Raw genomic sequence first — 23385 nt, 5'->3', positions numbered from 1 at the left:
GGCGTGAGGTTATGCTCGCCTCCGCCGAAATCCGGTGCCTGGTAGAGAAGATGCCAGTCAGTGAAACGAGTTCTCGAGTGCAGTTGCAGGGCAATACGCGAATAAGATGGAGCGCGCGGCGGGCCGGTACCGCCCTCCGCGCCCTGACCACCGGCCTTTTACCCCTCGTGTGCGCGGCGGGGCTGCTCGGTCCCGCCCCGGCCTCCGCCGCGGAAGCCGCCGACTCCCTGGCCGATACGGCCACTCTGACCGCCACTCACCGCGCCATGGCCGTCGACCTCTGGAGTTCAGGGGGGCCCGGGGTCAGGGACGCCGCCGAGAAGGTTCTCGCCGGCGACGACGATGCTGTCCTGGCCTTCCTCGACCGCGCCGACGACTTGACCTACCGCGACCAGCAGGTCGCCGCCGCCCAGATCGCCAGTGTCGGCGGCCGAGCGACGCTGGAGGCGGCCCGGGTCGCGCTGAGCGGCACTCAGACCCAGTTGCGCGACTTCCTCAAGGGTGGTTGGAAAGCGCCTCTCGCGGAGGACGAGCGCGTTCATGTCGCACAGATCATGTCCGAGGGCGGCCCCGGCGTGGTGGCGGCAGGCCGGACCGCCCTCAACGGCACGCAGGACGACATCAGGAAGTTCCTCGCCGAGGGCCAGTACGTCGCTCGGGAGCAGGACGAGCGGGTCGAAGTCGCGCAGATCATGAGCGGGGGCGGGGACGCCGTCAAGGCGGCCGGCCGGGTCGCCCTCGAAGGGACCCGCGAGGACGTCCAGGAGTTCCTGTCCCTCGGCCAGTACGTGGCCCGCGCCCGCGACCAGGAGTACTCCACCGTCGCGCAGCTCGCGGCGGAGGCCGGCAAGGCCGGACGCCAGGCGGCGGCGGAGACGGCCGCCGCCAGGGAGCAGTCCGCCCGCGCGGTCAAGGCGTCGGAGCTCGCCAAGGCCGCCGCTCTGAAGGCCGCCGAGGAGGCAGCCAAGGCGGAGAAGGGCTCGCTGGCCGCCTCGGAGGCAGCCGGCCGCGCAGCCAGCGCGGCCAGCCAGGCCGCCGCCGCGGCCCAGCAGGCCATCAACGCCGCTCGGGCCGCCAGCAGTTCCGCCCGCGTGGCCGCCAACGCCGCCGCCCGTGCCGCCGCGGCCGCTGCCGGAGCCGCCCGTGCCGCCGCCGACGCACGCGGGGCCGCGGCCGCCGCCGCCACGGACGCGAGGAACGCCTCAGCCGCGCGCCAGGCCGCCGACAAGGCCCGGGCAGCCGCCAAGAGTGCCACCGAGGGTGCCGAGGCCGCCGACCAGGCAGGCATCGCCGCCAAGGCCGCCGGCGACGCCGCCCTGGCCGCTGCCGGCGCGGGCGGTCACGCGCTCGCCGCCGCCAACGCGGCCGGGCAGGCCGCCAACCACGCCGACCAGAGCGACACCCGTGCCGCCGAGGCCAGGGCAGCCGCCGCGGCCGCCCGTCGCCACGCGGAGGAGGCCAACCGCGCCGCCGCAACCGCCGCCGGCCTGGCCCGCCGCTCCGCGGCCGCCGCTGCCGAGGCACGCGATGCCGCGAGGTCCGCCGCCACCCACGCCGGCAATGCGGCCAAGGCCGCCGACGAGGCCGCCGACCATGCCGGTGAGGCAGCCACGGCGGCCGCGAAGTCGACGGCGCACGCAAACGCGGCCAAGGAGGCAGCCGACGCGGCAACCACCGCCGTCGCCAAGGCCAAGGCGACCTACGCCCTGGCCCGTGAGGTGGAGACGGCGGAACTCACCGCCCGTACCAGCGCCGCCATCCAGCGAGCCCGCGACGCCAAGGAGGAGGACCAGCGGCGCAAGACCGCCCAGGCCACCGCCGCCCAGCAGGCGAAGGCCCGGACCGAGGAGGCCGCACGCATCGCCGCCGAGGCCGCCGCCCCTGGCGCCGACCCGGCGACCGTCGCCGCCAAGGGCCGCAAGCTCGCCCTGATGACCGTGGAGGACGGGGGGCCCTTCAGTCGCGCCGCCGCCCAGACCGCGCTGGCCGGCTCCGACACGGATGTCGACGCGTACGTCCGCATCCACTGGAAGGAGGCGGCGCAGCAGGACGAGCGCGGCACGGTCGAACTGCTTTCGACGGACAGCCCGCTGAAGTCCGTTCGCGACGCCGCCGACGCGACACTCGCGGGTGACGCGGCCGGCATCTCGGCGTTCCTCGCCACCGGCCAGTACAAGGCCGGAGAGCAGGACTACCGTGTGCAGATCGCGCAGATCATGTCCGAGGGCGGTCGTGGCGTCATGGAGGCCGGCCGCGCGGCCCTCGACACGGGCACGCTCGACGCGTACCGGGCGTTCCTCTCCACGGGCCGGCACGAGGCCCAGTACCAGGACGAACGCCTCCTCGCCGGCCAGCTCCGCGGCACCGGCGGCCCCGAGGTCAAGGCGGCCGCCCGGGTCGCCCTGGAGGGCTCGCCCGCGCAGCTGCACCAGTTCGTGGTGAGCGGGCAGCACACAGCCCAGCGCAAGGACCTCCTCGCCGCGACCCATGTGGCTCGCGTCGACTACTTGATCGCCGAGGCGGCCTTCACCGCGGCCACCGCCCAGAAGAACGCCGCCGATGCGCTGAGGGTCGCCGCCCTGGCCCGCAAGGCGTCGACGGACGCCGACAAGTACGCCGAGCAGGCAGGCGCGTCCGCCGTGGAAGCGCGGGGCCACGCCGCCGACGCCGCGAAGAGCGCCAGGGAGGCCGAGGCCTCCGCGGCCCGGGCGGCGGAGTCCGCGCGAACCGCCAAGGCGGCCGCGGCGAACGCCCGCCAGTCCGCGGCCTCCGCAGCGGTATCGGCGGCCGACGCCACTGTCTCTGCCGACCTGGCCCACGCCTCCGCCGCGACGGCCTGGGCCGCCGCCAAGCAGGCCCGCGACTCGGCCACCGCCGCCGGCAAGGACGCCGAGGCGGCCCGGGTGGCCGGCCTGGACGCCCTGCGCACCGCCACCGCCAAGCTCAAGGCGGAGACCGAGGCGGAGCGGCAGAAGCTGCGCACCGAGATGTCGGAGACTCCGGCCCAGCGCAGGCTGCGCTGCGGACTGCTCGGTTGCCCTCAGGAGAACGACCCGTTCTACTGCGACAAGAAGCCGCCGACCGACCCGTTCTGCACGTCGCTGGCCATGTCCAAGGTGGCGAAGCCGTACATCGATTACTACTGGGAGCTCGGCAAGGCGATCACCGGCCTCAGCGAATTGGAGAACTGCCTCGACCACGACCTGTGGGCCTGCGTCGAACTGACGCGAGACGTCACCATCAGCAGCAAGTTGCGCCTGCTCAAGGGCGCCTACGAGACGCTCCGCTCCCTGCAGCGTCCGTCCTGCGCCAAATGTTTTCCCGCCGGCACCAAGGTGCTGATGGGGGACCGCTCGACGAAGGCCATCGAGGACGTCCGCCCCGGCGACACCGTCCTTGCGTCGGCTCCCGCCGTCGGCGGCACCTCGGCGCACCGCGTGTCCCGCCTCATCACCGACGAGGGGGTCAAGAACTTCCACGAGCTCACCCTCGCCTCCGGGCGTGGTGACGCAAAGCTGACCGCCACGCACGAGCACCCGTTCTGGGTGCCGGCCGAGAAGCGCTGGGTCGAGGCGCGCGCGCTGACTCCGGGCACCCGCCTGCTCGACGCCGAGGGCGGGGCCGTCGAGGTGAAGGCCAACCGGCCCTACACCCAGCGCGCGCCGACCTACAACCTCACCGTCGAGAACCTCCACACGTACTACGTGCTGGCGGGGACCACGCCGGTCCTGGTGCACAACTCCAACGGCTGCAAGACGATGGTTCTCGGCATCCAGGCCCACGCGGACGAGCTGACCGGTGCCGTTGAGGGCGGTTACAACTTCAACGGCCCCAAGTACTCGGGGGTTGTGGGCAACGTCAACGGCAAGCCGTTCACCCAGTGGATGTCGGAGGTCAAGTACGTCCTCATGAACAACGGCAAGGTGGCCGTCTCCCTCAAGGGGTTCGACGGGGACAGCCACCTGGACAAGTTCATGCGCGCCTACCGGGCCGGCATCGGTGACAACTGGCGTGCCACCGAGTGGGAGATGGGCCAGATCGGCCTTTACGTGCAGCGGGGGAGCTTGGAGTGGACCAACGTCACTTTCTACGATGAGGCCGGCAAGGCCATCCCTCACGCCGATTTCCCCGAGCCGAAGTGGTGAGCACCCGGATGACCAGTGAACCGACGGGCGAGCTCTTCCGCTCGGACCGGTACTTCAAGGTGTGGCAGTACAGCGTGGGCCACCGTCGGCTCCTGCTGCGCAGCACGCGGGACAGGCCGCCGGCCACCCGGGTCGAGGTCCACTTCGCAGGTGTGGGACTGATGCTGCTGCGCCCCGCCTACCAGGGCCTGGCCGTGAGGCGGGCTACCGACGAGGAGAGCCGCGCGGTGGTCCGCGACCACGGGATCGAGCTGGAGGAGGGCCAGTACGTCTTCGCCCTCGCCGGCGACCTGTCCGCCGGCTTCGTGGTCTCCGCGCCTCCGCAGTGGCACGAGGACGAGGGCGGGGTGGACGACCCGTCGTGGTTCGGCCACATGGTGGGGACCCGCTGAGTCCCCCGCCCGTACGGGTGCGGGCCCCGAGCCCGTACCCGTACGCCTCGGCAGCCGCACGCCACCGCGGCTCAGAACACGACCCGCGCCGCCATGACGGCCGCCACGGCGGCGGGGTCGCCGTCGCACGCGATGTCGCCCAGCGGCGGACGGCCCGAAAGGTGGCGCATCAGCGTCACGGCGTCCGCCTCCAGGACCACGGCAGGCGTTCCACGGCCCAGCACCCAGCGGCCACCGGCCGGTCCCGACAGGTCCAGGAACGTGGGAGGACCGCTCCAGCCCAGGGCGAGGTCCAGCAACACCTGGCCGACGACCTCCTTGTCGTGCTCGTGCAGGACGGGTTCACGGCCGGTGGTGTCGCAGATGTCGACCCGGTGCATCCAGGTGTCGCGGCTGAGCAGGACCCTGGCCAGGTAGTCCATGGAGTCCTCGGGCAGTTCCTTCGACTCGGGGAAGAGCGGGCTCAAGCGGATCCGCCGCCGCACCGCGACCGGCATGCGTTCCACCGCGTGGACGCCCCTCGGGCCGAACCGGGACAGCAGCCCGACCAGGTCCTGGGGCGGTACGGAGCGGCGGGCGTCCACCTGGCACTGGTTGTGCGCGGCGAGGGGCATCAGCCGCGGATGCCGCCGTCGGCCGAGCAACGCCCGCCCGACCAGCAGCCACGGCCGGGCCAGCTCCTCGTACTGCCCCACCACATGGGCGGTGAGATCCCGCACGGTCCAGCCCTCGCACGCCGTGCCGAGGGACCAGTCGCCCGGAGCGAGCCCGTCCAGCGTGGTGAGCATCGCCCGGACCTCCGCGGCGTTCACCGCCCGCGCCCGCAGCGGGTGTGTACGGGGGATGTCGAGGGCGGAGGCCGGTGCGGTGGTGACCATGGGGTGCCTCCCTGGGGGCGGACGTTCTCCCCGAGACACGATTCACGCTACGCCCGTGGCGACGAGTTTTCCCGTCGCCAAAGGTCCCGGTGGCCGGTGCCCGCCGCCGAGGGCAAGGGCGTCACGCCCCTGCGCCACCGGGTGCGGTACGCGTGAAGCCCCCTAGTGACCCGTGCGGCGCGACCGCCAGTCCCGCACCAGCTCCTCCACGTCGAACGGTGCGAGGCGCAGCGGTGGGCCCGCCGGCGGGCGGCGGACCGCTTCCGCGATCTTCTCGTTGACGTCGGCGACGATCCGGCGCACCTCCGCCTCGCTCGCCGCCCGTCCCACCGCCTCCAGCGCGTCCTCCGCCTCCTTGCGGAGGGCGAGCGCGGGCGGCAGGACGGGGACGATGCCCTCGCGGTGCATCTTGCCCTTGACCCACCACAGTTCGTCGTACGGAGCGGTGTCGTCGGGCAGGGGCTTGCCGAAGCCGGACAGGTTCTGGAAGTCGCCGCGTTCCGTCGCCTCGCGGATCTGCTTGTCGACCCATGACTCGAAGTCGACCCCGGGCGGTTTGCGTTCGGTCATGCCTCCGAGCGTACGTTCAGCAGTTCCCGGGCGTCGGCTTCCCCGCGAACCGGTCCGCCAGCCAGTCGGCCGCCCTCGGGGACTCGCTGATCACGCCCGAGACGTGCTCGCCGACCACGATGGTCCGCCAGTTCACGGTGGCGCCCCTGGCGCACCAGTCCTTGCGGAGCCCGGAGCCGAGCGCGTAGGGGATCAGCTCGTCGGCGAGCGCGTGGTACAGGTACACCGGATGGCCGGGCGCCCTGGTGCCGAGGTCCGACTCGGCGAGCCGGGCCTGCCACTCGGGCGTCTCCAGCGGGTTCCTCACCGTCAGGTCGGAGATCCGTTTGAAGGAGCCGACCGTCGTGTCGACCGCCACGCAGTTGTTCCGGAAGAAGCCGATCAGCGCCTTGCCCGCCGGGTTCAGGTAGCTGTCGAGCTTCAGCTCGGGGTACGCCGCGTCCTGTCCGGCTGCCGCCATGAACAGCAGGCCCGAGCCGTACGACCCGTCGTGCACGGGCGCGAGCTTGGCCAACCGGGCCGGTACGCCACCGGTCGCCGTGCCCTTCACCTTCAGCTCCGGGGCGTAGGAGGCGTGCAGCTCGGCCGCCCAGCTCGACGCCTGGCCGCCCTGCGAGTAGCCCATGATCCCCACCGGGGTGTCCGTGCCGAGCCCCGCCTCCGGGAGCCGGATCGCCGCGCGGGCCGCGTCCAGCATGGCGTGCCCGGCCGAGCGCCCGGCCGTGTACGTGTGCTCGCCGGGCGTGCCGAGGCCCTCGTAGTCGGTGACCACGACCGCCCAGCCGCGCCAGGTGAGCTGCTGGATCAGGTTGGCCTCCATGGTGGTGCCGTGGGGGAAGCCCGCGCTCGGGGCGCACGAGTCGCCGAGCCCGACCGTGCCGACGGCGTATGTGATCAGCGGGCGCGGTCCGGTGCGGCCGTCCTGCGGCACGATGACCGTGCCGGAGACGACGTTCGGCGCGCCGGTCGCCGACGTCGAGCGGTAATGGATCTTCCAGGCCTTCGTGGCGGTCGGTTGTCCGGGCAGCGGGTGGAAGGCGGAACGCTCGGTGCTCACGAGGTCGCCGGGGCGGCCGGTCGTGTCCTCGGCGGCGGCGAGGGCGGGGGTGGCGGATGTCAGGGCGAGTGCGGCCACGCAGGCCAGCACCCTCGTTCGTACACGCATGTGCGGCTCTCCCTACGTCCGATGGGGGTGGGGAGACCGTAGTGACTCCGGAGTAAGTACGGGGCTGACCGGAACGCTCAGCTTCGCTGGCCCCGGTACGCACCCGGCGTCGTCCCCGTCCACCGCCGGAACGCCCGGTGGAACGACGTGTCCTCCGAGAAACCCAGCCGGGCCGCCAGTTCGGCGATCGGCTCGTGACCCTCCACCAGGCCCGCGATCGCCGCGTCCCGCCGGACCGTGTCCTTCAGCCGCTGGTACGAGGTCCCCTCCTGCTGGAGCCGGCGCCGCAGGGTCGCCGGGCTCACGGCCAGCCGCGCCGCGATCTCGCCCAGCGACGGCAGCCGGGGTGAGGTCCGCAGCGCGCGGGCGAGCGCGCTGTGCACCTGCTCGGCCACGGTGGTGCCGTACGCCCGGCGGCTGAGCAGCTCGAAGGGCGAGCGGCGCAACATGCGCTCCAGGTCCTCCTCGGTGCGCACCAGCGGGGCGGTCAGCCAGTGCGCGGGGAACGCCGCCTCCGTCGTCTCCGCGCCGAAGCGGACCGGGCAGCCGAAGAGGCCCGCGTACTCCTCCTCGTGCGCGGGCGGCCCGTACGCGAAGCGGGCGCGCAGCAGCGGGATGCGGCGGCCCACGAGCCAGCTGCACAACCGGTGCCAGATGATCACCAGGCACTCGGTGAGGAACCGGTCCTCGTCCCGTGCGTGGAGGTCGCCCCGTACGGCGAAGACGGCCTCGCCCGGGCCGGCCGTGGTCAGCGCCAGGTCCGGACCGCCGGGGAAGAGCCGGTAGAACGCCGTGCCGCGCTCCACCGCCGTCCCCAGGTCGCGGCAGCCGAGCGAGGCGTAGCACATCATGGCGAACGTCCCGGGCCTGCTCGGCGCCGGCCCGAGGCCCAGGAACTCGTCGCCCGTCGCCTGGTACAGCGCCCGGAACAGCAGCGCGAACTGCGCCGAGGTGACCCGCGCCCGGTCGTCGCCCAGCAGCAGCGGCGGGATGCCGGCGGCCTGGAGGAGCGGCACGGTGTCGATCCCGTGACGCCGTGCCCCGCGCAGCAGGGCCCGTACGTGGTGCACGGTGATGGTCCGCTTGGCCATGAACCGGACCGTACCGGGGTTGAGCACCGCGGTCAGCGGGGCTGACGTTTTCCGTCATGTCACGACAGCCCGCGCCCTCCCTACCGTCGGGTCATGAATGACACACGGCCTGTGACGCTCGCAGTCTTCACCGAATGGGCGGGCGAACGGTACGGAGAGCTGCCCGCGCTGCGCCACAAGCGCCACGACGGGACGTGGACCTCGGCCTCGTACGACGAACTGCGCGCGACCGTACGCGCCTGGGGGCGGAGCGTCGTCGGGCTGGGCGTCGCCCCGGGGGACCGGGTCGCGATCCTGTCCGAGACCCGGGTGGAGTGGACGTACGCGCACCTGGCGGTGCTCGCCGCGGGCGCGGTCGTGGTGCCCGTCTACCCGACGGCCGGGGAGGCGGAGCTGACCTGGGTGCTCGGCGACTCGGGGGCCTCGGTGGTGCTCGTGGAGGACGCGGCGCAGGGGGAGCGGGTGGCGGCGGTACGCGAGCGGCTGCCCGCGCTGCGGCACGTGGTGGAGCTCGGCGCGCTCCCGGGGGCGGCGGGCTCACCGGACGCGCTGCTCGCCCGCGCCGCGGCCGTCCGCCCCGGCGACGGCGCGTCGATCATGTACACCTCGGGCACCACGGGCCCGCCCAAGGGCGTCCGCCTCACGCACGGCAACTTCGGCGCCGTCCAGGACGCCACGCTCGCGCTGATCGAGGGCGGCCCCGGAGACCGCACCTTCCTCTACCTGCCGCTGGCGCATCTGCTCGCCCAGATGATCCAGTTCACCACCCTGCTCAACGGCGGCGAGCTGTGCTACTTCGGCGGGCGCGTCGAGAACGTGATCGCGGACCTGGCGGAGGCGCAGCCCACGCACCTGCCGTCCGTGCCGCGCCTCTTCGAGAAGGTGCACAGCATGGCCCAGTCGCTCGGGGCGTCCCCGCCGCAGGTGCGGGAGGCACTGGGCGGGCGGCTGCGCGTGGCCCTCACCGGCGCCGCGCCCATCGCGCCGGAGACGCTGGACTTCCTGCGGGACTGCGGCATCCAGGTCTTCGAGGGCTACGGCATGACCGAGTCGGCCGGGCTGATCTCGCTGAACCACCCCGGCGCGGTGCGCCAGGGGACCGTCGGCAGGCCGCTGGACGGGTGCGAGGTGCGGATCGCCGGGGACGGGGAGATCCTGGCGCGCGGTCCGATGGTGGCGGCGGGGGAGGTCGCGGACGACGGGTGGCTGCACACGGGGGACCTGGGGGCGCTGGACGAGGACGGGTTCCTGACGATCACGGGCCGCAAGAAGGACCTGATCATCACGTCCTCGGGCAAGAACCTCAGCCCGGCGGAGGTCCAGGTGCTCATCGAGCGGGCGCCGGTCGTCTCGCACGCCGTCATGGCCGGCGACCGCCGCCCCTACCCGGTCGCGCTGATCACCGTGGACCCGGAAGCGGTGCGGGGCCTGGACGACACCGCCGTACGGGCCCTGGTGCAGGAGGCGGTCGACCGGGCGAACGCCCAGGTGTCCCGGCCCTCACGGATCCGGGCGTTCAGGATCCTCGACAAGGATTTCAGCGTGGCCGACGGCGTCCTGACCCCGACCCTGAAGGTGCGGCGGAAAGCGGTGCTGGAGCGCTACGCGGCGGAGATCGACACCTTGTACGAGTGACCGCGGGAAAAGGCAGGAGCCCTTTCCGTGCGGCCGTGCGGCCGGACGGAAAAGGCTCCTTGGGTACTGCTCAATCGGGTACTGAAAGTCGTGCGCGATCGCCGACCCGGGCAACTAGGCCGGGGTGACGTTCTCCGCCTGCGGGCCCTTCGGGCCCTGGGTGACGTCGAAGTTCACGACCTGGTTCTCCTCGAGGGAGCGGAAACCAGACGCGTTGATCGCGGAGTAGTGGACGAAGACATCCGGGCCGCCGCCGTCCTGGGCGATGAAGCCGAAGCCCTTTTCAGCGTTGAACCACTTGACGGTTCCGGTAGCCATAAGCCCTCCTATGGGCCAAAGGGTTGCCCTGCTCCAGAACCTGCCAAACAAGTCTGAAAACTACAAAAGCCTGCGGGTTACATGCTCCGCAGGCTCTGTACTGCAAGGGAAACCAAACTGCAACTTGCGTCGAGCCTAGCACGCAGCGTGTGCGCATGGGTAGAGGGAAAGATCACGTCACCCGGATGTTTGACGGAGTTCATCCGCGCTGACGGCGGACCCGGCGCGGCCCGCCGAACGAGACGGGGCTAGCCTCGCGATGTGGACAATTCAACCGACGGCCACCACCAGCTCCGGAGCCGGCCCCGCGTCGGACACATCCAGTTCCTGAACTGCCTCCCCCTCTACTGGGGCCTGGCCCGCACCGGCACCCTCCTGGACCTGCGCCTCACGAAGGACACCCCGGAGAAGCTCAGCGACCAGCTCGTACGCGGTGACCTCGACATCGCCCCGGTCACCCTCGTCGAATTCCTCCGCAACGCCGGCGACCTCGTCGCCTTCCCCGATCTCGCGGTCGGCTGCGACGGGCCCGTGATGTCCTGCGTGATCGTCTCGCAGCAGCCGCTGGAGGACCTGGACGGGGCGCGCGTCGCGCTCGGGTCCACCTCCCGCACCTCCGTGCGCCTGGCGCAGCTGCTGCTCTCCGAGCGGTACGGGGTGACCCCCGACTACTACACCTGCCCGCCCGACCTCGGCGTGATGATGCAGGAGGCCGAGGCCGCGGTCCTGATCGGGGACGCCGCGCTGCGCGCCTCGCTGCACGACGCCCCGAGGCTGGGCCTCCAGGTCCACGACCTGGGGCAGATGTGGAAGGAGTGGACGGGGCTGCCGTTCGTCTTCGCGGTGTGGGCGGTCCGCAAGGACTACCTGGCCCGCGAGCCGCGCGTCGTGCGCCAGGTCCACGAGGCGTTCCTGGCCTCCCGGGACGTGTCCCTGGAGGAGGTCGCGAAGGTCGCCGAGCAGGCCGCGCGGTGGGAGGCGTTCGACGCGGTGCTGCTGGAGAAGTACTTCACGACCCTGGACTTCCGCTTCGGGGCCGAGCAGCTCGCCGGGGTACGGGAGTTCGCCCGCCGGACCGGCCCGACGACCGGGTTCCCGGCGGACGTGACGGTCGAGCTGCTGGGCCAGGGCTCCCGGCCGGACGGTCCGCGAAGGGCCTAGGAGCTCGGGACGGGGGCCTGCATGTGCTCGCTGATCCACTGGATCGAGCCGTCGCCCATGCCCTTCACATAGGTCCTGGCGTTGTGCTCGCCGTCCCGGATCACCTGGAGGCGGCTCTTGACCGGCCCCTTGGTGTACTTCTTGATGAAGGACTTGACGTCGGCCACGCCGGATTCCCTGCTGCCGATCTGGAACGCCAGATACACCTCGCGTTCCGGGGAGTGCGGCCCGGCGCCCAGGAGTCCGGCGAGCTTCTCCGGGTTGTTCGCCTGCCGCTCCTTGTCGTGTCCCGCCCAGAGCGGCGAATCGGGAACGAGGTCAGGCCCGGAGGCGATGACGGCCTTGAACTTGTCCGGATGCTTCAGCACCGACTTGAGGCCCACGAACCCGCCGGACGACGACCCCATGAACGCCCAGCCGTCCCGCGAGGCGAACGTACGGAAATTCGCCCGGACGAAATCGGGAACGTCCTCCGTCATCCAGGTGCCCATTTTCGGTTGCCCCGGGATATCGCTGCCGTCGTAGTAGTGCTCGGCGTCCGGGTTGAGGACCGGCATGACCACGACGAAGGGCAGACTCTTGCCCTCTTTCGACCACTCGCTGATGCTGCTCTGCAACTTGAGGTCGGTGCCCATCCAGTAATTGTTCGGATAGCCGTTGCCGCCGGGCAGGGCGATGAGGACCGGGAAGCCGCTGGCCGCGTACTTCGGGTCGAAGTACTGCGGGGGCGCCCAGACCCAGACCTTGCCCGTGAAACCCGACTTGGCGCCGTGCAGCGTCGTCACGCCGATCTTCGTACCGTCGGGCAGCGTGTTGGCGGTGGTGAACTCCGCCTTGGGGCCGGCCGGCATCAGGGTCCGGGGAATCGCCTTGCCCGCCGCCGGAGTCGAGGCCGGGGCCGGCGCGGGACGGTGGGCCGACGCGCTCGGGTCGTCGAAGGACATCGGTTCCCCTTCGCCGGAGCACCCCGTGACCAGGGCGAGGGAGCCGAGTGCGACGGCGGCGATGAGCGCCTTGGACGGACGTTTCATGGAGCACTCCGGGTTTTTCCGGTCATTTGCGGCCTGTACGGCGTGCTAGATGGCAGAACGCGCCGACCGGTTCCTCCGCCACCCCTCTACGCTGCTCTACGCGACGACGTACGGGGGGAAGCTGCATGCAGCCGCTGGAAGTTGGCGAACCGGCAGCCATCGGTCCGTACCGGCTGCTCGGCAGGCTCGGGGCCGGCGGTATGGGCCGGGTCTACCTCGCCCGCAGCGAGGGCGGCCGCACCGTCGCGGTCAAGGTGGTGCACCCGCACTTCGCGCTGGACGAGGAGTTCCGGGCGCGGTTCCGGCGGGAGGTCGAGTCGGCGCGGCGGGTCGGCGGGCACTGGACGGCGCCGGTGCTGGACGCGGACCCGGAGGCCCCGGTCCCGTGGGTGGCCACCGGGTACGTCCCCGGCCCCTCGCTCGCCCAGGCCGTCACCGACCACGGGCCGCTGCCGGCGGACGCGGTACGGGCGCTGGGCGCCGGGCTGGCGGAGGCACTGGCGGCCGTGCACGGACTCGGGCTCGTCCACCGGGACGTCAAGCCCTCGAACGTGCTGCTGGCCCTGGACGGGCCGCGCCTCATCGACTTCGGGATCGCCCGCGCGACGGCCGGCACCGCCTCGCTCACCTCCACCGGCGTCTCGGTCGGCTCGCCCGGCTACATGGCGCCCGAGCAGATCCTCGGTACGGGGGTGAGCGGCGCCGCGGACGTCTTCTCGCTGGGCGCTGTCCTCGCGTACGCGGCGACGGGCACAGCGCCCTTCCCCGGCGACTCCTCGGCCGCCCTCCTCTACAAGGTGGTCCACGAGGAGCCGGAGCTGGGCGACGCCCTCACCGGTGAGCTGCGGGACCTGGTGGCCGGGTGCCTGGCCAAGGACCCGGCCGTCCGTCCCGCCCCCGGTGAGGTGGCCGGGCGGCTGGCGCCGGGCGGGGCCGCCGCGCTGGTGGCGGGCGGGTGGCTGCCGGGGCCCCTGGTGGAGCGTGTGAGCCGGACGGCGGTCCGGCTGCTGGACCTGGAGCCGGCGGTGGCGGACCCGTCCGGCTCGGGACCGGTGCCGTTCAGCAGCCCGGCGGTGGGGGCGGACGGGGTGCCCGGGGCCGCGGGGGTTCCCGTGCCCCGGACGCCACCGGTGCCTGGGGTGTTCGGTCCGCCGATCGACCCGGTGCCGACCGTGGACGCCGTGCCCCCGCCCCGTACGCCCCTCTCCGTCTCGGTGTCCACGGCCTCGGAGCCGGCCGCCTCGGGCCGGGGCCGCCGCCTGAGCTGCACGGTCGCCCTGGCGGTGGCCGGGGCGCTGGCGGCGGTGACGGTCGGCGGCGGGTCCCTCCTCGGCCTGTTCGACAAGGAGGGCGGCCATCACGACGCCGCCGGGCCCGAGCCGTCGGTGAGCGGGAGCGGAAGCGCCCCGGACGCGGGGGCACCCGCCCCCGCCTCCGTACCCGAGGAGTTCCTCGGCACCTGGACGGGCCCCACCCGCGAGGAGAGCGGCCTGCCGCACGGGGAGCTGACCGCCGTCTTCGCCCCGGGAGCCACGGGGCAGGACGTGGTGCGGATGACCACGTCCCTGAGCGTCCTCGGGGCGCGCGTGGAATGCCACAGCATCGGCAGGCTGACCTCGGCCGCGCCGAGGACACTGCGCGTCACCGACCGCACCGACCCCGCCAGACCCGGTTCCCCCGGCATGTGCACGGGGGCCTCCGCCACCCTGACGTTCACCCTCAACGAGGACGGCACCCTCGGCTACCGGTCCGACGAGGACGGGGCCGGCAACCCGCGCGGAACGCTACGGAAGACCGGCTGAGCGGCCCGGGAACCCGAACGTGACCCCGGCGACGACCCGGCGGCGGAGCCGGCACGCCGGGCCGGCGGACACCCGTGCGGGAAGAACACCGCACGCCATGAGGGCGGGTGGGGTGCGCCGGTGGGCCGCGGAAGCGCTGGCGTAGGCTGGTTCGGTCCGTCCACAACCCTGCCGAAAGGGACACCCGGTGACCGAGAAGGCCGATATGCAAGCCGTCCTCGACCGTGCCGCCGAGGGTGGGCGGATCACGCCGGAGGAGGCACTCGACCTGTACCGGTCGGCCCCCCTCCACGCGCTGGGCGCGGCGGCGGACGCGGTGCGGCGGCGGCGGTACGCCGGTACGGAGCACATCGCCACGTACATCATCGAGCGGAACATCAACTACACCAACGTGTGCGTGACGGCGTGCAAGTTCTGTGCCTTCTACGCGCCGCCGAAGGACACCGCCAAGGGCTGGACCCGGGACCTCGACGACATCCTGCGCCGGTGCGCGGAGACGGTCGAGCTGGGTGGTACGCAGATCATGTTCCAGGGCGGGCACCACCCCGACTACGGCGTCGAGTACTACGAGAAGCACTTCGCCGCGATCAAGAAGGCCTTCCCGCAGCTCGTCATCCACTCCCTCGGCGCCTCCGAGGTCGAGCACATGGCCCGCATCTCCGGCGTCTCCGTCGAGGAGGCGATCTCCCGCATCCACGCCGCCGGTCTCGACTCGTTCGCCGGCGCCGGCGCGGAGCTGCTCCCCGAGCGGCCCCGCAAGGCCATCGCACCGCTGAAGGAGTCGGGCGAGCGCTGGCTGGAGATCATGGAGACCGCGCACCGGATGGGCGTCGAGTCGACCTCCACCATGCTCATGGGCACCGGCGAGACCAACGCCGAGCGCATCGAGCACATGCGGATGATCCGGGACGTCCAGGACCGCACGGGCGGCTTCCGGGCGTTCATCCCGTACACGTACCAGCCGGAGAACAACCACCTGAAGGGCCGCACGCAGGCGACGATCTTCGAGTACCTGCGGATGATCGCGATCGCCCGGCTGTTCTTCGACAACATCGCCCACATCCAGGGCTCGTGGCTGACCACGGGCAAGGAGATCGGCCAGCTGACCCTGCACTACGGCGCTGACGACCTGGGGTCGATCATGCTGGAGGAGAACGTGGTGTCGTCGGCGGGCGCGAAGCACCGCTCCAACCTCCGCGAGATGATCGACATGATCCGCACCGCCGACCGTGTCCCGGCGCAGCGCACGACGACGTACGAGCACATCGTCGTCCACGACGACCCGGCGAACGACCCGGTCGACGACCGTGTCGCCTCCCACATCTCCTCCACGGCCATCCAGGGCGGCACCGCCCACCCGGAACTCAAGCTGCTCCCCACCACCTGAGCCCGCCGTGCTGACGATCCACGTGGCCGAGGCCTCGCCCGAGTCCGCTGTCCTCGTCGAGGGCGCGGACATCGCCGCCGTCGGCCCGTACGAGGAACTGGCCGCCGCACACCCCTCGGCGCGGGTGCGGCGGTGGCCCGGCATCCTCACCCCCGGGCTGCTCAACCCGTACGGCCCCGAGCTGCTGGAGCAGACGTACCACCCCGACCCGCGCGAGGCCGACGAGTTCGGCACCGAGCCCCTCACCGGTGAACGGGCCCGGGCCCTCTTCCGGGCCGACCCGTCACGCCAGGGCGCCAGCGCGCGCCGCGGGGTGCAGCGTCTGCTGGCGCACGGCACGGTCGCCGTCGCCGGTGAACTGCGCACCCGCGCCGCCCTGGACGCGGTGCGACGGGCCGGGCTCGCCATGGCGGGCCGCCCGCCGAGCCTGTCGGGGCCGGCGTCCTTCTCGCCGACGCCCCTGGTGCTGCTGCCGGCGCTCGGCGCCGGAAGGCCCGCGCGGTTCGCGGTGTTCGACGTACCGGACCGGGCCGCCCTCGTACGGCTCGGCGCCTCCACGTGCGTGGCGACCGTCGTGGCGGGCCGCCTGGTCCACAGGCGCGCGTAGGCGGAAGGGGGTCGCCTGCCACAATGGGCGGGTGACCCGAGCATCCCTGGACAAGCAGCCGCACGAAGTCGCCTCGATGTTCGACGACGTCGCCGCGAACTACGACCTCACCAACGACGTGCTCTCACTCGGCCAGGACCGGCGGTGGCGCAAGGAGGTCGCCAAGGCGGTCGACGCGCGGCCCGGGCAGAAGGTCCTCGACCTGGCGGCCGGCACCGGCACGTCGTCGCTGCCGTTCGCGCAGGCCGGGGCGTACGTCGTGCCGTGCGACTTCTCGCTCGGCATGCTGCGCGAGGGCAAGAGGCGCCACCCGTGGCTGCCGCTGACCGCGGGCGACGCCACGAGGCTGCCGTTCCGGGACGGGGTCTTCGACGCGGTGACGATCTCCTTCGGGCTGCGCAACGTCCAGGACACGGACGCCGCGCTGCGCGAGCTGTACCGGGTGACCAAGCCCGGCGGGCGAGTCGTGATCTGCGAGTTCTCGCACCCCACCTGGGCGCCGTTCCGGACCGTGTACGAGGAGTACCTGATGCGCGCGCTGCCGCCGGTCGCGCGTGCCGTGTCGTCCAGCCCCGACGCGTACGTGTACCTCGCCGAGTCCATCCAGAGCTGGCCCGACCAGCCGACGCTCGCCGGGCTCCTCCAGAAGGCCGGCTGGTCCAAGGTGGCGTGGCGGAACCTGACCGGTGGCGTCGTGGCGCTGCACCGGGGCACGAAGGCGGCTTAGAGCTCCAGGCGGAAGCAGTACCCCTCCTGCCCCCCGCTGCCGGGAATGGCGTACGTCTCCGCCCGCGTCATCCCGAGCCGCCGCGTCACCGCCATCGACCGCTCGTTGCGGGTGTTCACCATGGCGACCACCCGCTCCACCCCCGCGGCCCGCAGCCGCTCCAGCGTGGCGCGGGCGGCGGCCGTGGCGTACCCCTTGCCCCACGCGGACCGCGCCAGCCGCCAGCCGATCTCCGTCTCACCCACCGGCCCCCAGCCGTGCGGCCACGGCTGCGCGCCCGTGAAGCCGATGACCTCGCCGTCCTCGTCCAGCAGCGTCCACAGGCAGAAGCCGAGTTCGGCGTCGTGCCGGCGCTGCCGGGCGGTGATCTCGTGGTAGACGGACAGCTCGGCGGGGCCGCCCTGGAAGTACTCCATCACCTCCGGGTCGTCGAAGACCCGGTGCCAGGCGTACGCGTCCTCGTCCGTCGGCACACGCAGCCGGACAACGGGCTGGACAACATCGGGGAGCAGCTCGGTCATCGGGGTGGCCCTTCGGGTCGGTGGTCGGTACGTCCCCATAGACTGCACACGTCCTGTGCCGTCCGGTACGCAATTTCGAGTATTCGGGAGACCCCGCCGTGACCGAGCAGCAGCCCCTCTCCGAACACACCGCGGATGTGATCGTCGTCGGGGCCGGTCCGGCCGGTTCGACGACCGCGTACTACCTCGCCAAGGCCGGACTGGACGTCCTGCTCCTGGAGAAGACGGCGTTCCCGCGCGAGAAGGTCTGCGGTGACGGCCTGACGCCCCGCGCGACCAAGCAGCTCGTGGCCATGGGCATCGACATCTCCGAGGAGGCGGGCTGGCTGCGCAACAAGGGGCTGCGCATCATCGGCGGCGGCGTCCGCCTCCAGCTCGACTGGCCGGAGCTGGCCAGCTACCCGGACTACGGACTGGTCCGCAAGCGCGACGACTTCGACGAGCAGCTCGCCCGGCAGGCGCAGAAGGCCGGGGCGCGGCTGTACGAGCGGTGCAACGTCGGCGCCCCGGTCGTCGACGACCGCACCGGCCGGATCACCGGCGTGCACGCCAAGCTGGGCGAGGACAAGACGCCGGTCACCTTCCACGCGCCGCTCGTCGTCGCCGCCGACGGCAACTCCACGCGGCTGTCACTCGCCATGGGCCTGCACCGGCGCGAGGACCGGCCGATGGGCGTGGCCGTCCGTACGTACTTCACCTCCCCCCGCCACGACGACGACTACCTGGAGTCCTGGCTGGAGCTGTGGGACCGCCGCGGTCCCGGCGAGGACCGGCTGCTGCCCGGCTACGGCTGGATCTTCGGCATGGGTGACGGCACGTCCAACGTCGGTCTCGGCGTGCTCAACACCTCCGACTCCTTCAAGGAGCTCGACTGGCGCGAGGTGCTGAAGGCGTGGTGCGCCTCGATGCCGGAGGACTGGGGGTACACCCCGGAGAACATGACCGGTCCGATCCGCGGTGCCGCGCTGCCCATGGCCTTCAACCGGCAGCCGCACTACACGCGCGGCCTGCTGCTGGTCGGCGACGCGGGCGGCCTGGTCAACCCGTTCAACGGCGAGGGCATCGCGTACGCCATGGAGTCCGGGCAGCTCGCCGCCGACGTCATCGTCCAGGCGCACGCACGCGCCACCCCGGCACAGCGCGAACTGGCCCTGCACAACTACCCGAAGATCCTCAAGGACACCTACGGCGGCTACTACACGCTGGGCCGCGCCTTCGTGAAGCTGATCGGCAACCCGAAGGTCATGAAGATCGCGACGCAGCGTGGTCTGACCCACCCGCTGCTGATGAAGTTCACGCTGAAGATGCTGGCGAACCTCACCGACCCGACCGGCGGCGACGCGATGGACCGCATCATCAACGGTCTGTCGAAGGTCGCCCCGAAGGCCTGAGACCGGCCGGCTTGAGACCCGCCGGCTTGAGACCGGTCGGCTTGGGACCGGCCGGCTTGGGACCCGACGGCCTGAACGCCTTGCGGTAGTCGGTGGGGGAGACCCCGACGGAGCGGCTGAAGTGCCGGCGCAGATTCGCCGCCGTGCCCAGCCCGCTGCTCTCGCCTATCCGCTCGACGGGCAGATCGGTCGATTCCAGGAGTAGCTGGGCGTGGGCGATCCGCTGCTGGAGCAGCCACTGCAAGGGCGTCGTCCCGGTGGCCTCCAGCAGGCGCCGGTGGAAGCTGCGCGGGCTCATCCGTGCCCGGCGCGCCAGGTCGTCGACGGTCAGCGGTTCGGCGAGGTGCTCGGTCGCCCACTGGAGTACGGGGCCGAGGCCGTCGTCCTCGGCGGGTGGCAGTGGCGCGTCGATGAACTGCGCCTGGCCGCCGGCCCGGTGGGCGTGCACGACCAGCCGCCGGGCGAGCTGGTTGGCGACCCGGGCGCCGAGGTCGCGGCGGACCAGGTGCAGGCACAGGTCGAGGGCCGCGGTGGCGCCCGCGCTGGTCAGGACGGTGCCCTCGTCGGTGTAGAGGACCGAGTCGTCGACGATCACGGCGGGATGGCGGGCGGCCAGTTCGGCGGTGTGCTGCCAGTGGGCGGTGGCCCGGCAACCGTCGAGGAGCCCGGCGGCGGCGAGCGCGAAGGCGCCGGTGCACAGCGACACCATGCGCGCCCCGGAAGCGGCGGCCGCGCGCAGCGCCTCGACGAGCTCCGCGGGGACGTCCTCGCCGTCGTCCACCACCCGTTCCGGGACGGACGGCACGATGACGGTGCCGGCGCCGACGAGGGCGTCGAGTCCGTGATCCGTACGCAGTGCGAAGGGGCCGGCCGCCGGGGCCGCGGCGGAGCCGCAGAGGCGGAGCTCGTACCAGGAGTCGGCCAGGTCCCGGTGCGGGATGCCGAAGACCGCGAGGGCGATGGAGAGTTCGTACATCTCCCACGGCGAGATGCCCGTGCCGCGGTCCGGTACGACGGCGATGGCGACGGTCCCCGGTCCCGGTCTCATGACCGTCGAGCGTACGTCGTCCACGGGGTGCCCGGCAGGAATTTTGCGGGGCTGGGCAGTCCTGCCACTGTCGGCCCTCCCGGCCCGCTGCCAGCCTGGTGATCATGAATAACGCACCCACGAAGGCCGAAGTCACCGTGCTGGGACTGGGCCGGATGGGCTCGGCGCTCGCCGCCGCCCTCCTCGCCGCCGGCCACCCCACCACCGTCTGGAACCGCACCCCCGCCAAGGCCGAAGCCCTCGCCGCCGGCGGCGCCGTCCACGCGGAGACGGTCGCCGGGGCCGTCACCGCGAGCGATCTCGTCCTGGTCTGCGTCTGGGACTACGACGCCGTCCGCGCCCTGCTGGACCCGGTGGCCACGTCGCTGGCGGGCCGCACGCTGGTCAATCTCACGTCCGGTTCGCCGGAGCAGGCACGGGAGATGGCCGCCTGGGCCGCCGGGCACTCCATCGGCTACCTGGACGGCGGCATCATGACGACGCCGGAGGGCGTGGGCCGGTCCACGAGCATGTTCCTGTACGGCGGCCCGGCCGAGGTGCTGGCCGCCCACCGCGACACCCTGGCGGTGCTCGGCGACCCGGTCGACCTGGGCACGGACCCCGGGCTCGCCTCGCTGTACGACGCGGGGCTGCTGGGGCTGATGTGGTCGGTGTTCGGCGGCTGGCTGCACGCCACCGCCCTGGTCGGCGCGGACGGGGTGGCGGCGAGCGATTTCACCCCGGTCGCGGTCCGCTGGCTGGGGACGGTGAGCGGCTTCATGGAGCGGTACGCCGGCCAGATCGACGCCGGCCACTACCCGGGCGACGACGCCACCATCGACGTCCAGCTTGCGGCCGTCGAGCACCTGCTGCACGCCGGCCGGGAGCGGGGGATCGACGGCCGGCTCCCGGAACTGCACCGGGAGTTGATGGCGAAGGCCGTCGCGGAGGGCAACGGCGGTGACAGCTACGCCCGCCTGGTGGACGCGTTCCGCGGGCGCTGAACCGGGTACGGCACGATGAGCGCATGATCCGTGGAGCCCGTGGACCGATACCCACCGGTGGAGCCGTTCCGCTGACGGCCGTGACCGCCGGGACGGTGGCGATGGTCGTCTCGTACGCGGGGCCCCTCGCCCTGGTCCTGGCCGCCGCCTCGGCGGCCGGTCTCTCCGAGGCGGAAGCGTCGTCGTGGGTGTGGGCCGTCTCCATCGGCGCGGGCGTCACCTGCGTCGGCCTCAGCTGGTGGAGCCGCGCCCCGGTCATCACCGCGTTCTCCACGCCCGGCGCGGCGATCCTGGTCACCGCCCTTCCCCAGCACGGCTACGCCGAGGCCGTCGGCGCCTTCCTGGCGGCGGGCGTCGCGGCCACGGCGCTCACGGCGACCGGGGTGTTCGCGCGCGTGATGGCCCGCATCCCGGCGGGCGTGGTCGCGGCGATGCTCGCCGGGACGCTGTTCTCCTTCGGCACGGCCGTCTTCACCTCGGTACGGGCGGCTCCGCTGCCGGCCGGCGCGATGCTGCTGGCCTACCTGCTGGCGCGGCGCCTGGCGCCGACGTACGCGGTGGTGTGCGCGCTCGTGGCCGGGCTGGCGGTGGCGGGGGCGACGGGCGGACTCCGGGTCGATTTGCCGGGACTGGGACTGGCGGTCCCGCATTTCACGGTTCCCCAGTTCTCGGTCGGGGCGCTCGTCGGCATCGGTGTGCCGCTGCTGGTGGCGACCCTCGCGGGGCAGTACGCGCCGGGCATCGCGGTGCTGAACGCGGCGGGGTACCGGCCCGACAGCCGGGTGGTGTGCGGGACGACCGGCCTGGTGTCGGTGCTCCTCGCGCCGTTCGGGTCGCACGCGATCAACCCGGCGGCCATCACGGCGGCGATCTGCACCGGACCGGACGCGCACCGGGACCCGGCCAAGCGCTGGATCGCCGGGGTGACGTGCGGCGTCGGGTACCTGGTGGTCGGCTGCTTCGGCGCCACGCTGGTCGCGCTGTTCACCGGACTGCCCAGGGCGCTGGTCGCCACGCTCGCCGGGGTGGCGCTGCTCGGCTCGATCGCGGGCAGCCTGGCCCGTACCGTCGCCGACGAGCGCGACCGGGAGGCCTCGGTCATCACGTTCCTGGCCACCGCGTCGGGCGTCACGATCGCCGGGATCGGCTCGCCGTTCTGGGGCCTGCTCGCGGGTGTCGCCGCGCACTTCCTGCTGGGCGGGCGCACGCCGAAGGGCCGTCGCTCCCTCCCCGAGCGGGGGAGCGACGGCCCTTCAAGCCCTGTGCGTACGCCTCAGAGCACGCGGACCGCGCCGGACGGCGGGTCGTAGTCGAGCGAGCGCTCGACGACACCGGTGCCGGGGTTCTGCGCGCCGACGAACATGCCACCGCCCACGTAGATCGCCACGTGGTACGAGTTGCTCCGGCTGCCCCAGTAGAGGATGTCGCCCGGCTGGAGGTTGTCCAGCGAGACGGAAGTGCCGCGGCTCGACTGGTCGCCGGAGACGCGCGGGAGCTCGATGCCGGCCTGGCGGTACGCGGCCTGGACGAGGCCGGAGCAGTCCCAGGAGTTCGGACCGGTGCTTCCCATGACGTAGGCGTCGCCGACCTGGGCGCGGGCGAAGGCCACGATCGCCGCGGCGGAGCCGGTCGCCTGGCCGGAGTCGTAGGAGGAGCCGCCGTCGTCGTCGGAGGAGTCACCGGCGGACGCGGACAGCGTGGTGCGCTCGGAGGAGCGGGAGGCGCGCTCGGCGGCGGCCTCGGCCTTGGCCTTCGCCTCGGCCTTGCGCTGGGCCTCCTCGGCCTCTGCCTTGCGCTCCGCCTCGGCCTTGGCCTTCTTGGCCTCCTTCGCGGCCTTGGTGGCCGCGGCGTCCTCCTGGGCCTGCAGCTCCTCGTCGAGCGCGATCTGCTGGGTCGCCTCGGCGGAGGCGGCGACGGCGCTCGACAGGTCCGCGGAGAGGTCCGCGTTGAGGGTGGGCATCTCGATGGTCTCGGTCACCGGCTCGGCGTTCGCCGGCCCGGCAGCACCGGCCACCGCGATGGTGCTGAGGACGCCACCGGCAACTCCGGCCCGCAGCGCGAGCTTCGAAGCGCTGCGGCGGGGCTTCCGGTGGCTGGGTATGTGAGCGGTGTGGGACATGAGTACAACCGCTATCAGGGCTTCACGGTTCCCTTCAAGAAACGTGTGTTGCGCCACAGTTGCGCGTGGATTGGGTGAATCCGCTTCCGTGTGGCTCTTATTGACGCCGTAACGGACATTGCGGACTGTGGTGATCAGGGCCGTGATCATGGGTTTTCCGCGAAACGCCCGAATTGCCGTGTGCTTACCACTCCTTCACTCCGGTGGCCAAGCCCGCTTTCGCCGGCCCGGAAGGGGAGTGACGCAGGTCACGGGAAGGTCACTGTCGCGGATGCCCGGAAGATCGTGAAAACGCGCACGTGTCCACTTCGGTACCGGCGGGGCCCCCGCGTGAGTGAAGCGCGGTTCTTTATAACCCGGAGGAGTCCAGGGCGAATTTGCCTGTACCCGCCATCGCTTGATAGGGCGAGGCCC

At 72.5% G+C, this 23385-nt stretch carries 20 protein-coding genes; 11 read left to right on the top strand and 9 right to left on the bottom strand.

Annotated elements, in window-relative coordinates; genetic code table 11:
• Window positions 1–77: 77 nt before the first annotated feature.
• Together ACZ6C1_RS26825 and ACZ6C1_RS26820 are read left to right on the top strand one after the other, a co-directional pair.
• Window positions 78–4145: a polymorphic toxin-type HINT domain-containing protein gene (locus ACZ6C1_RS26825; RefSeq protein ID WP_469243989.1), complete on the top strand. Its 4068-nt coding sequence runs from the start codon at window positions 78–80 to the stop codon at window positions 4143–4145.
• A gap of 8 nt (window positions 4146–4153) precedes the next feature.
• On the top strand, window positions 4154–4537 hold the full coding sequence (locus ACZ6C1_RS26820; protein WP_469243987.1) for a hypothetical protein: 384 nt from the start codon (window positions 4154–4156) through the stop codon (window positions 4535–4537).
• A gap of 71 nt (window positions 4538–4608) precedes the next feature.
• Here ACZ6C1_RS26820 and ACZ6C1_RS26815 read toward each other — a convergent pair whose 3' ends face one another.
• From ACZ6C1_RS26815 to ACZ6C1_RS26800, 4 genes are all read right to left on the bottom strand, one after another.
• Window positions 4609–5415: a maleylpyruvate isomerase family mycothiol-dependent enzyme gene (locus tag ACZ6C1_RS26815; RefSeq protein ID WP_469243985.1), complete on the bottom strand. Its 807-nt coding sequence runs from the start codon at window positions 5413–5415 to the stop codon at window positions 4609–4611.
• A gap of 162 nt (window positions 5416–5577) precedes the next feature.
• The gene (locus ACZ6C1_RS26810) at window positions 5578–5985 is read right to left on the bottom strand and encodes a DnaJ family domain-containing protein (RefSeq protein WP_469243982.1); all 408 of its coding nucleotides are present in this window, start codon (window positions 5983–5985) and stop codon (window positions 5578–5580) included.
• A 16-nt stretch (window positions 5986–6001) separates the two neighbouring features.
• Entirely contained in the window at window positions 6002–7150 is a 1149-nt protein-coding gene (locus ACZ6C1_RS26805; RefSeq protein WP_469243980.1) for a lipase family protein, read from the bottom strand.
• Window positions 7151–7227: 77 nt separating this feature from the next.
• Window positions 7228–8241, bottom strand: coding sequence for an AraC family transcriptional regulator ligand-binding domain-containing protein (locus tag ACZ6C1_RS26800; RefSeq protein WP_469243978.1), 1014 nt, complete (start codon window positions 8239–8241; stop codon window positions 7228–7230).
• A gap of 93 nt (window positions 8242–8334) precedes the next feature.
• Here ACZ6C1_RS26800 and ACZ6C1_RS26795 point away from each other — a divergent pair, with 93 nt between their 5' ends.
• Window positions 8335–9876: an AMP-dependent synthetase/ligase gene (locus ACZ6C1_RS26795; protein WP_469243976.1), complete on the top strand. Its 1542-nt coding sequence runs from the start codon at window positions 8335–8337 to the stop codon at window positions 9874–9876.
• Window positions 9877–9990: 114 nt separating this feature from the next.
• Here the strand turns inward: ACZ6C1_RS26795 and ACZ6C1_RS26790 are convergent, their stop codons facing one another.
• Window positions 9991–10194 carry a cold-shock protein gene (locus ACZ6C1_RS26790; RefSeq protein WP_003967102.1) on the bottom strand — a complete coding sequence of 68 codons (204 nt, stop codon included), beginning with the start codon at window positions 10192–10194 and terminating at the stop codon, window positions 9991–9993.
• A gap of 261 nt (window positions 10195–10455) precedes the next feature.
• Here ACZ6C1_RS26790 and ACZ6C1_RS26785 point away from each other — a divergent pair, with 261 nt between their 5' ends.
• On the top strand, window positions 10456–11355 hold the full coding sequence (locus ACZ6C1_RS26785) for a menaquinone biosynthetic enzyme MqnA/MqnD family protein (protein WP_469243974.1): 900 nt from the start codon (window positions 10456–10458) through the stop codon (window positions 11353–11355).
• On the opposite strand, the gene ACZ6C1_RS26780 is transcribed toward ACZ6C1_RS26785, so the two are convergent.
• Window positions 11352–12386, bottom strand: coding sequence for an alpha/beta hydrolase (locus tag ACZ6C1_RS26780; protein WP_469243972.1), 1035 nt, complete (start codon window positions 12384–12386; stop codon window positions 11352–11354). The genes ACZ6C1_RS26785 and ACZ6C1_RS26780 overlap by 4 nt on opposite strands.
• Window positions 12387–12511: 125 nt before the next feature.
• On the opposite strand from ACZ6C1_RS26780, the gene ACZ6C1_RS26775 reads away from it, so the two are divergent.
• The 4 genes from ACZ6C1_RS26775 to ACZ6C1_RS26760 all read left to right on the top strand — a co-directional run bounded on the left by ACZ6C1_RS26775 (window position 12512) and on the right by ACZ6C1_RS26760 (window position 16909).
• Complete coding sequence (locus tag ACZ6C1_RS26775; protein WP_469243970.1) at window positions 12512–14188, top strand: serine/threonine-protein kinase; 1677 nt, start codon at window positions 12512–12514, stop codon at window positions 14186–14188.
• Between the two features lie 187 nt (window positions 14189–14375).
• The gene (gene mqnC, locus ACZ6C1_RS26770; protein ID WP_469243969.1) at window positions 14376–15575 is read left to right on the top strand and encodes a cyclic dehypoxanthinyl futalosine synthase; all 1200 of its coding nucleotides are present in this window, start codon (window positions 14376–14378) and stop codon (window positions 15573–15575) included.
• Between the two features lie 7 nt (window positions 15576–15582).
• Window positions 15583–16182, top strand: coding sequence for an imidazolonepropionase-like domain-containing protein (locus tag ACZ6C1_RS26765; protein ID WP_469243968.1), 600 nt, complete (start codon window positions 15583–15585; stop codon window positions 16180–16182).
• Between the two features lie 31 nt (window positions 16183–16213).
• Window positions 16214–16909, top strand: a complete 696-nt coding sequence (locus ACZ6C1_RS26760; protein WP_469243967.1) for a demethylmenaquinone methyltransferase — start codon at window positions 16214–16216, stop codon at window positions 16907–16909.
• Here ACZ6C1_RS26760 and ACZ6C1_RS26755 read toward each other — a convergent pair.
• Window positions 16906–17430 (bottom strand): GNAT family N-acetyltransferase, encoded by a 525-nt coding sequence (locus ACZ6C1_RS26755; RefSeq protein ID WP_469243966.1) that lies wholly within the window; start codon window positions 17428–17430, stop codon window positions 16906–16908. The two genes, ACZ6C1_RS26760 and ACZ6C1_RS26755, sit on opposite strands and share 4 nt — an antisense overlap.
• 98 nt (window positions 17431–17528) lie before the next feature.
• On the opposite strand from ACZ6C1_RS26755, the gene ACZ6C1_RS26750 reads away from it, so the two are divergent.
• Complete coding sequence (locus tag ACZ6C1_RS26750; RefSeq protein ID WP_469243965.1) at window positions 17529–18821, top strand: geranylgeranyl reductase family protein; 1293 nt, start codon at window positions 17529–17531, stop codon at window positions 18819–18821.
• On the opposite strand, the gene ACZ6C1_RS26745 is transcribed toward ACZ6C1_RS26750, so the two are convergent.
• The gene (locus ACZ6C1_RS26745; RefSeq protein WP_469243964.1) at window positions 18787–19869 is read right to left on the bottom strand and encodes a helix-turn-helix domain-containing protein; all 1083 of its coding nucleotides are present in this window, start codon (window positions 19867–19869) and stop codon (window positions 18787–18789) included. The two genes, ACZ6C1_RS26750 and ACZ6C1_RS26745, sit on opposite strands and share 35 nt — an antisense overlap.
• Before the next feature lie 104 nt (window positions 19870–19973).
• Here ACZ6C1_RS26745 and ACZ6C1_RS26740 point away from each other — a divergent pair, with 104 nt between their 5' ends.
• Window positions 19974–20852, top strand: a complete 879-nt coding sequence (locus tag ACZ6C1_RS26740; protein WP_469243963.1) for an NAD(P)-dependent oxidoreductase — start codon at window positions 19974–19976, stop codon at window positions 20850–20852.
• A 23-nt stretch (window positions 20853–20875) separates the two neighbouring features.
• Entirely contained in the window at window positions 20876–22162 is a 1287-nt protein-coding gene (locus tag ACZ6C1_RS26735) for a benzoate/H(+) symporter BenE family transporter (protein WP_469243962.1), read from the top strand.
• Here ACZ6C1_RS26735 and ACZ6C1_RS26730 read toward each other — a convergent pair.
• The gene (locus ACZ6C1_RS26730) at window positions 22126–22971 is read right to left on the bottom strand and encodes a C40 family peptidase (protein ID WP_469243961.1); all 846 of its coding nucleotides are present in this window, start codon (window positions 22969–22971) and stop codon (window positions 22126–22128) included. The two genes, ACZ6C1_RS26735 and ACZ6C1_RS26730, sit on opposite strands and share 37 nt — an antisense overlap.
• Between the last annotated feature and the right edge of the window lie 414 nt (window positions 22972–23385).

This window comes from Streptomyces sp. NPDC041796 (assembly GCF_055590785.1).
This window is presented reverse-complemented; position numbering and strand designations above follow the sequence as displayed.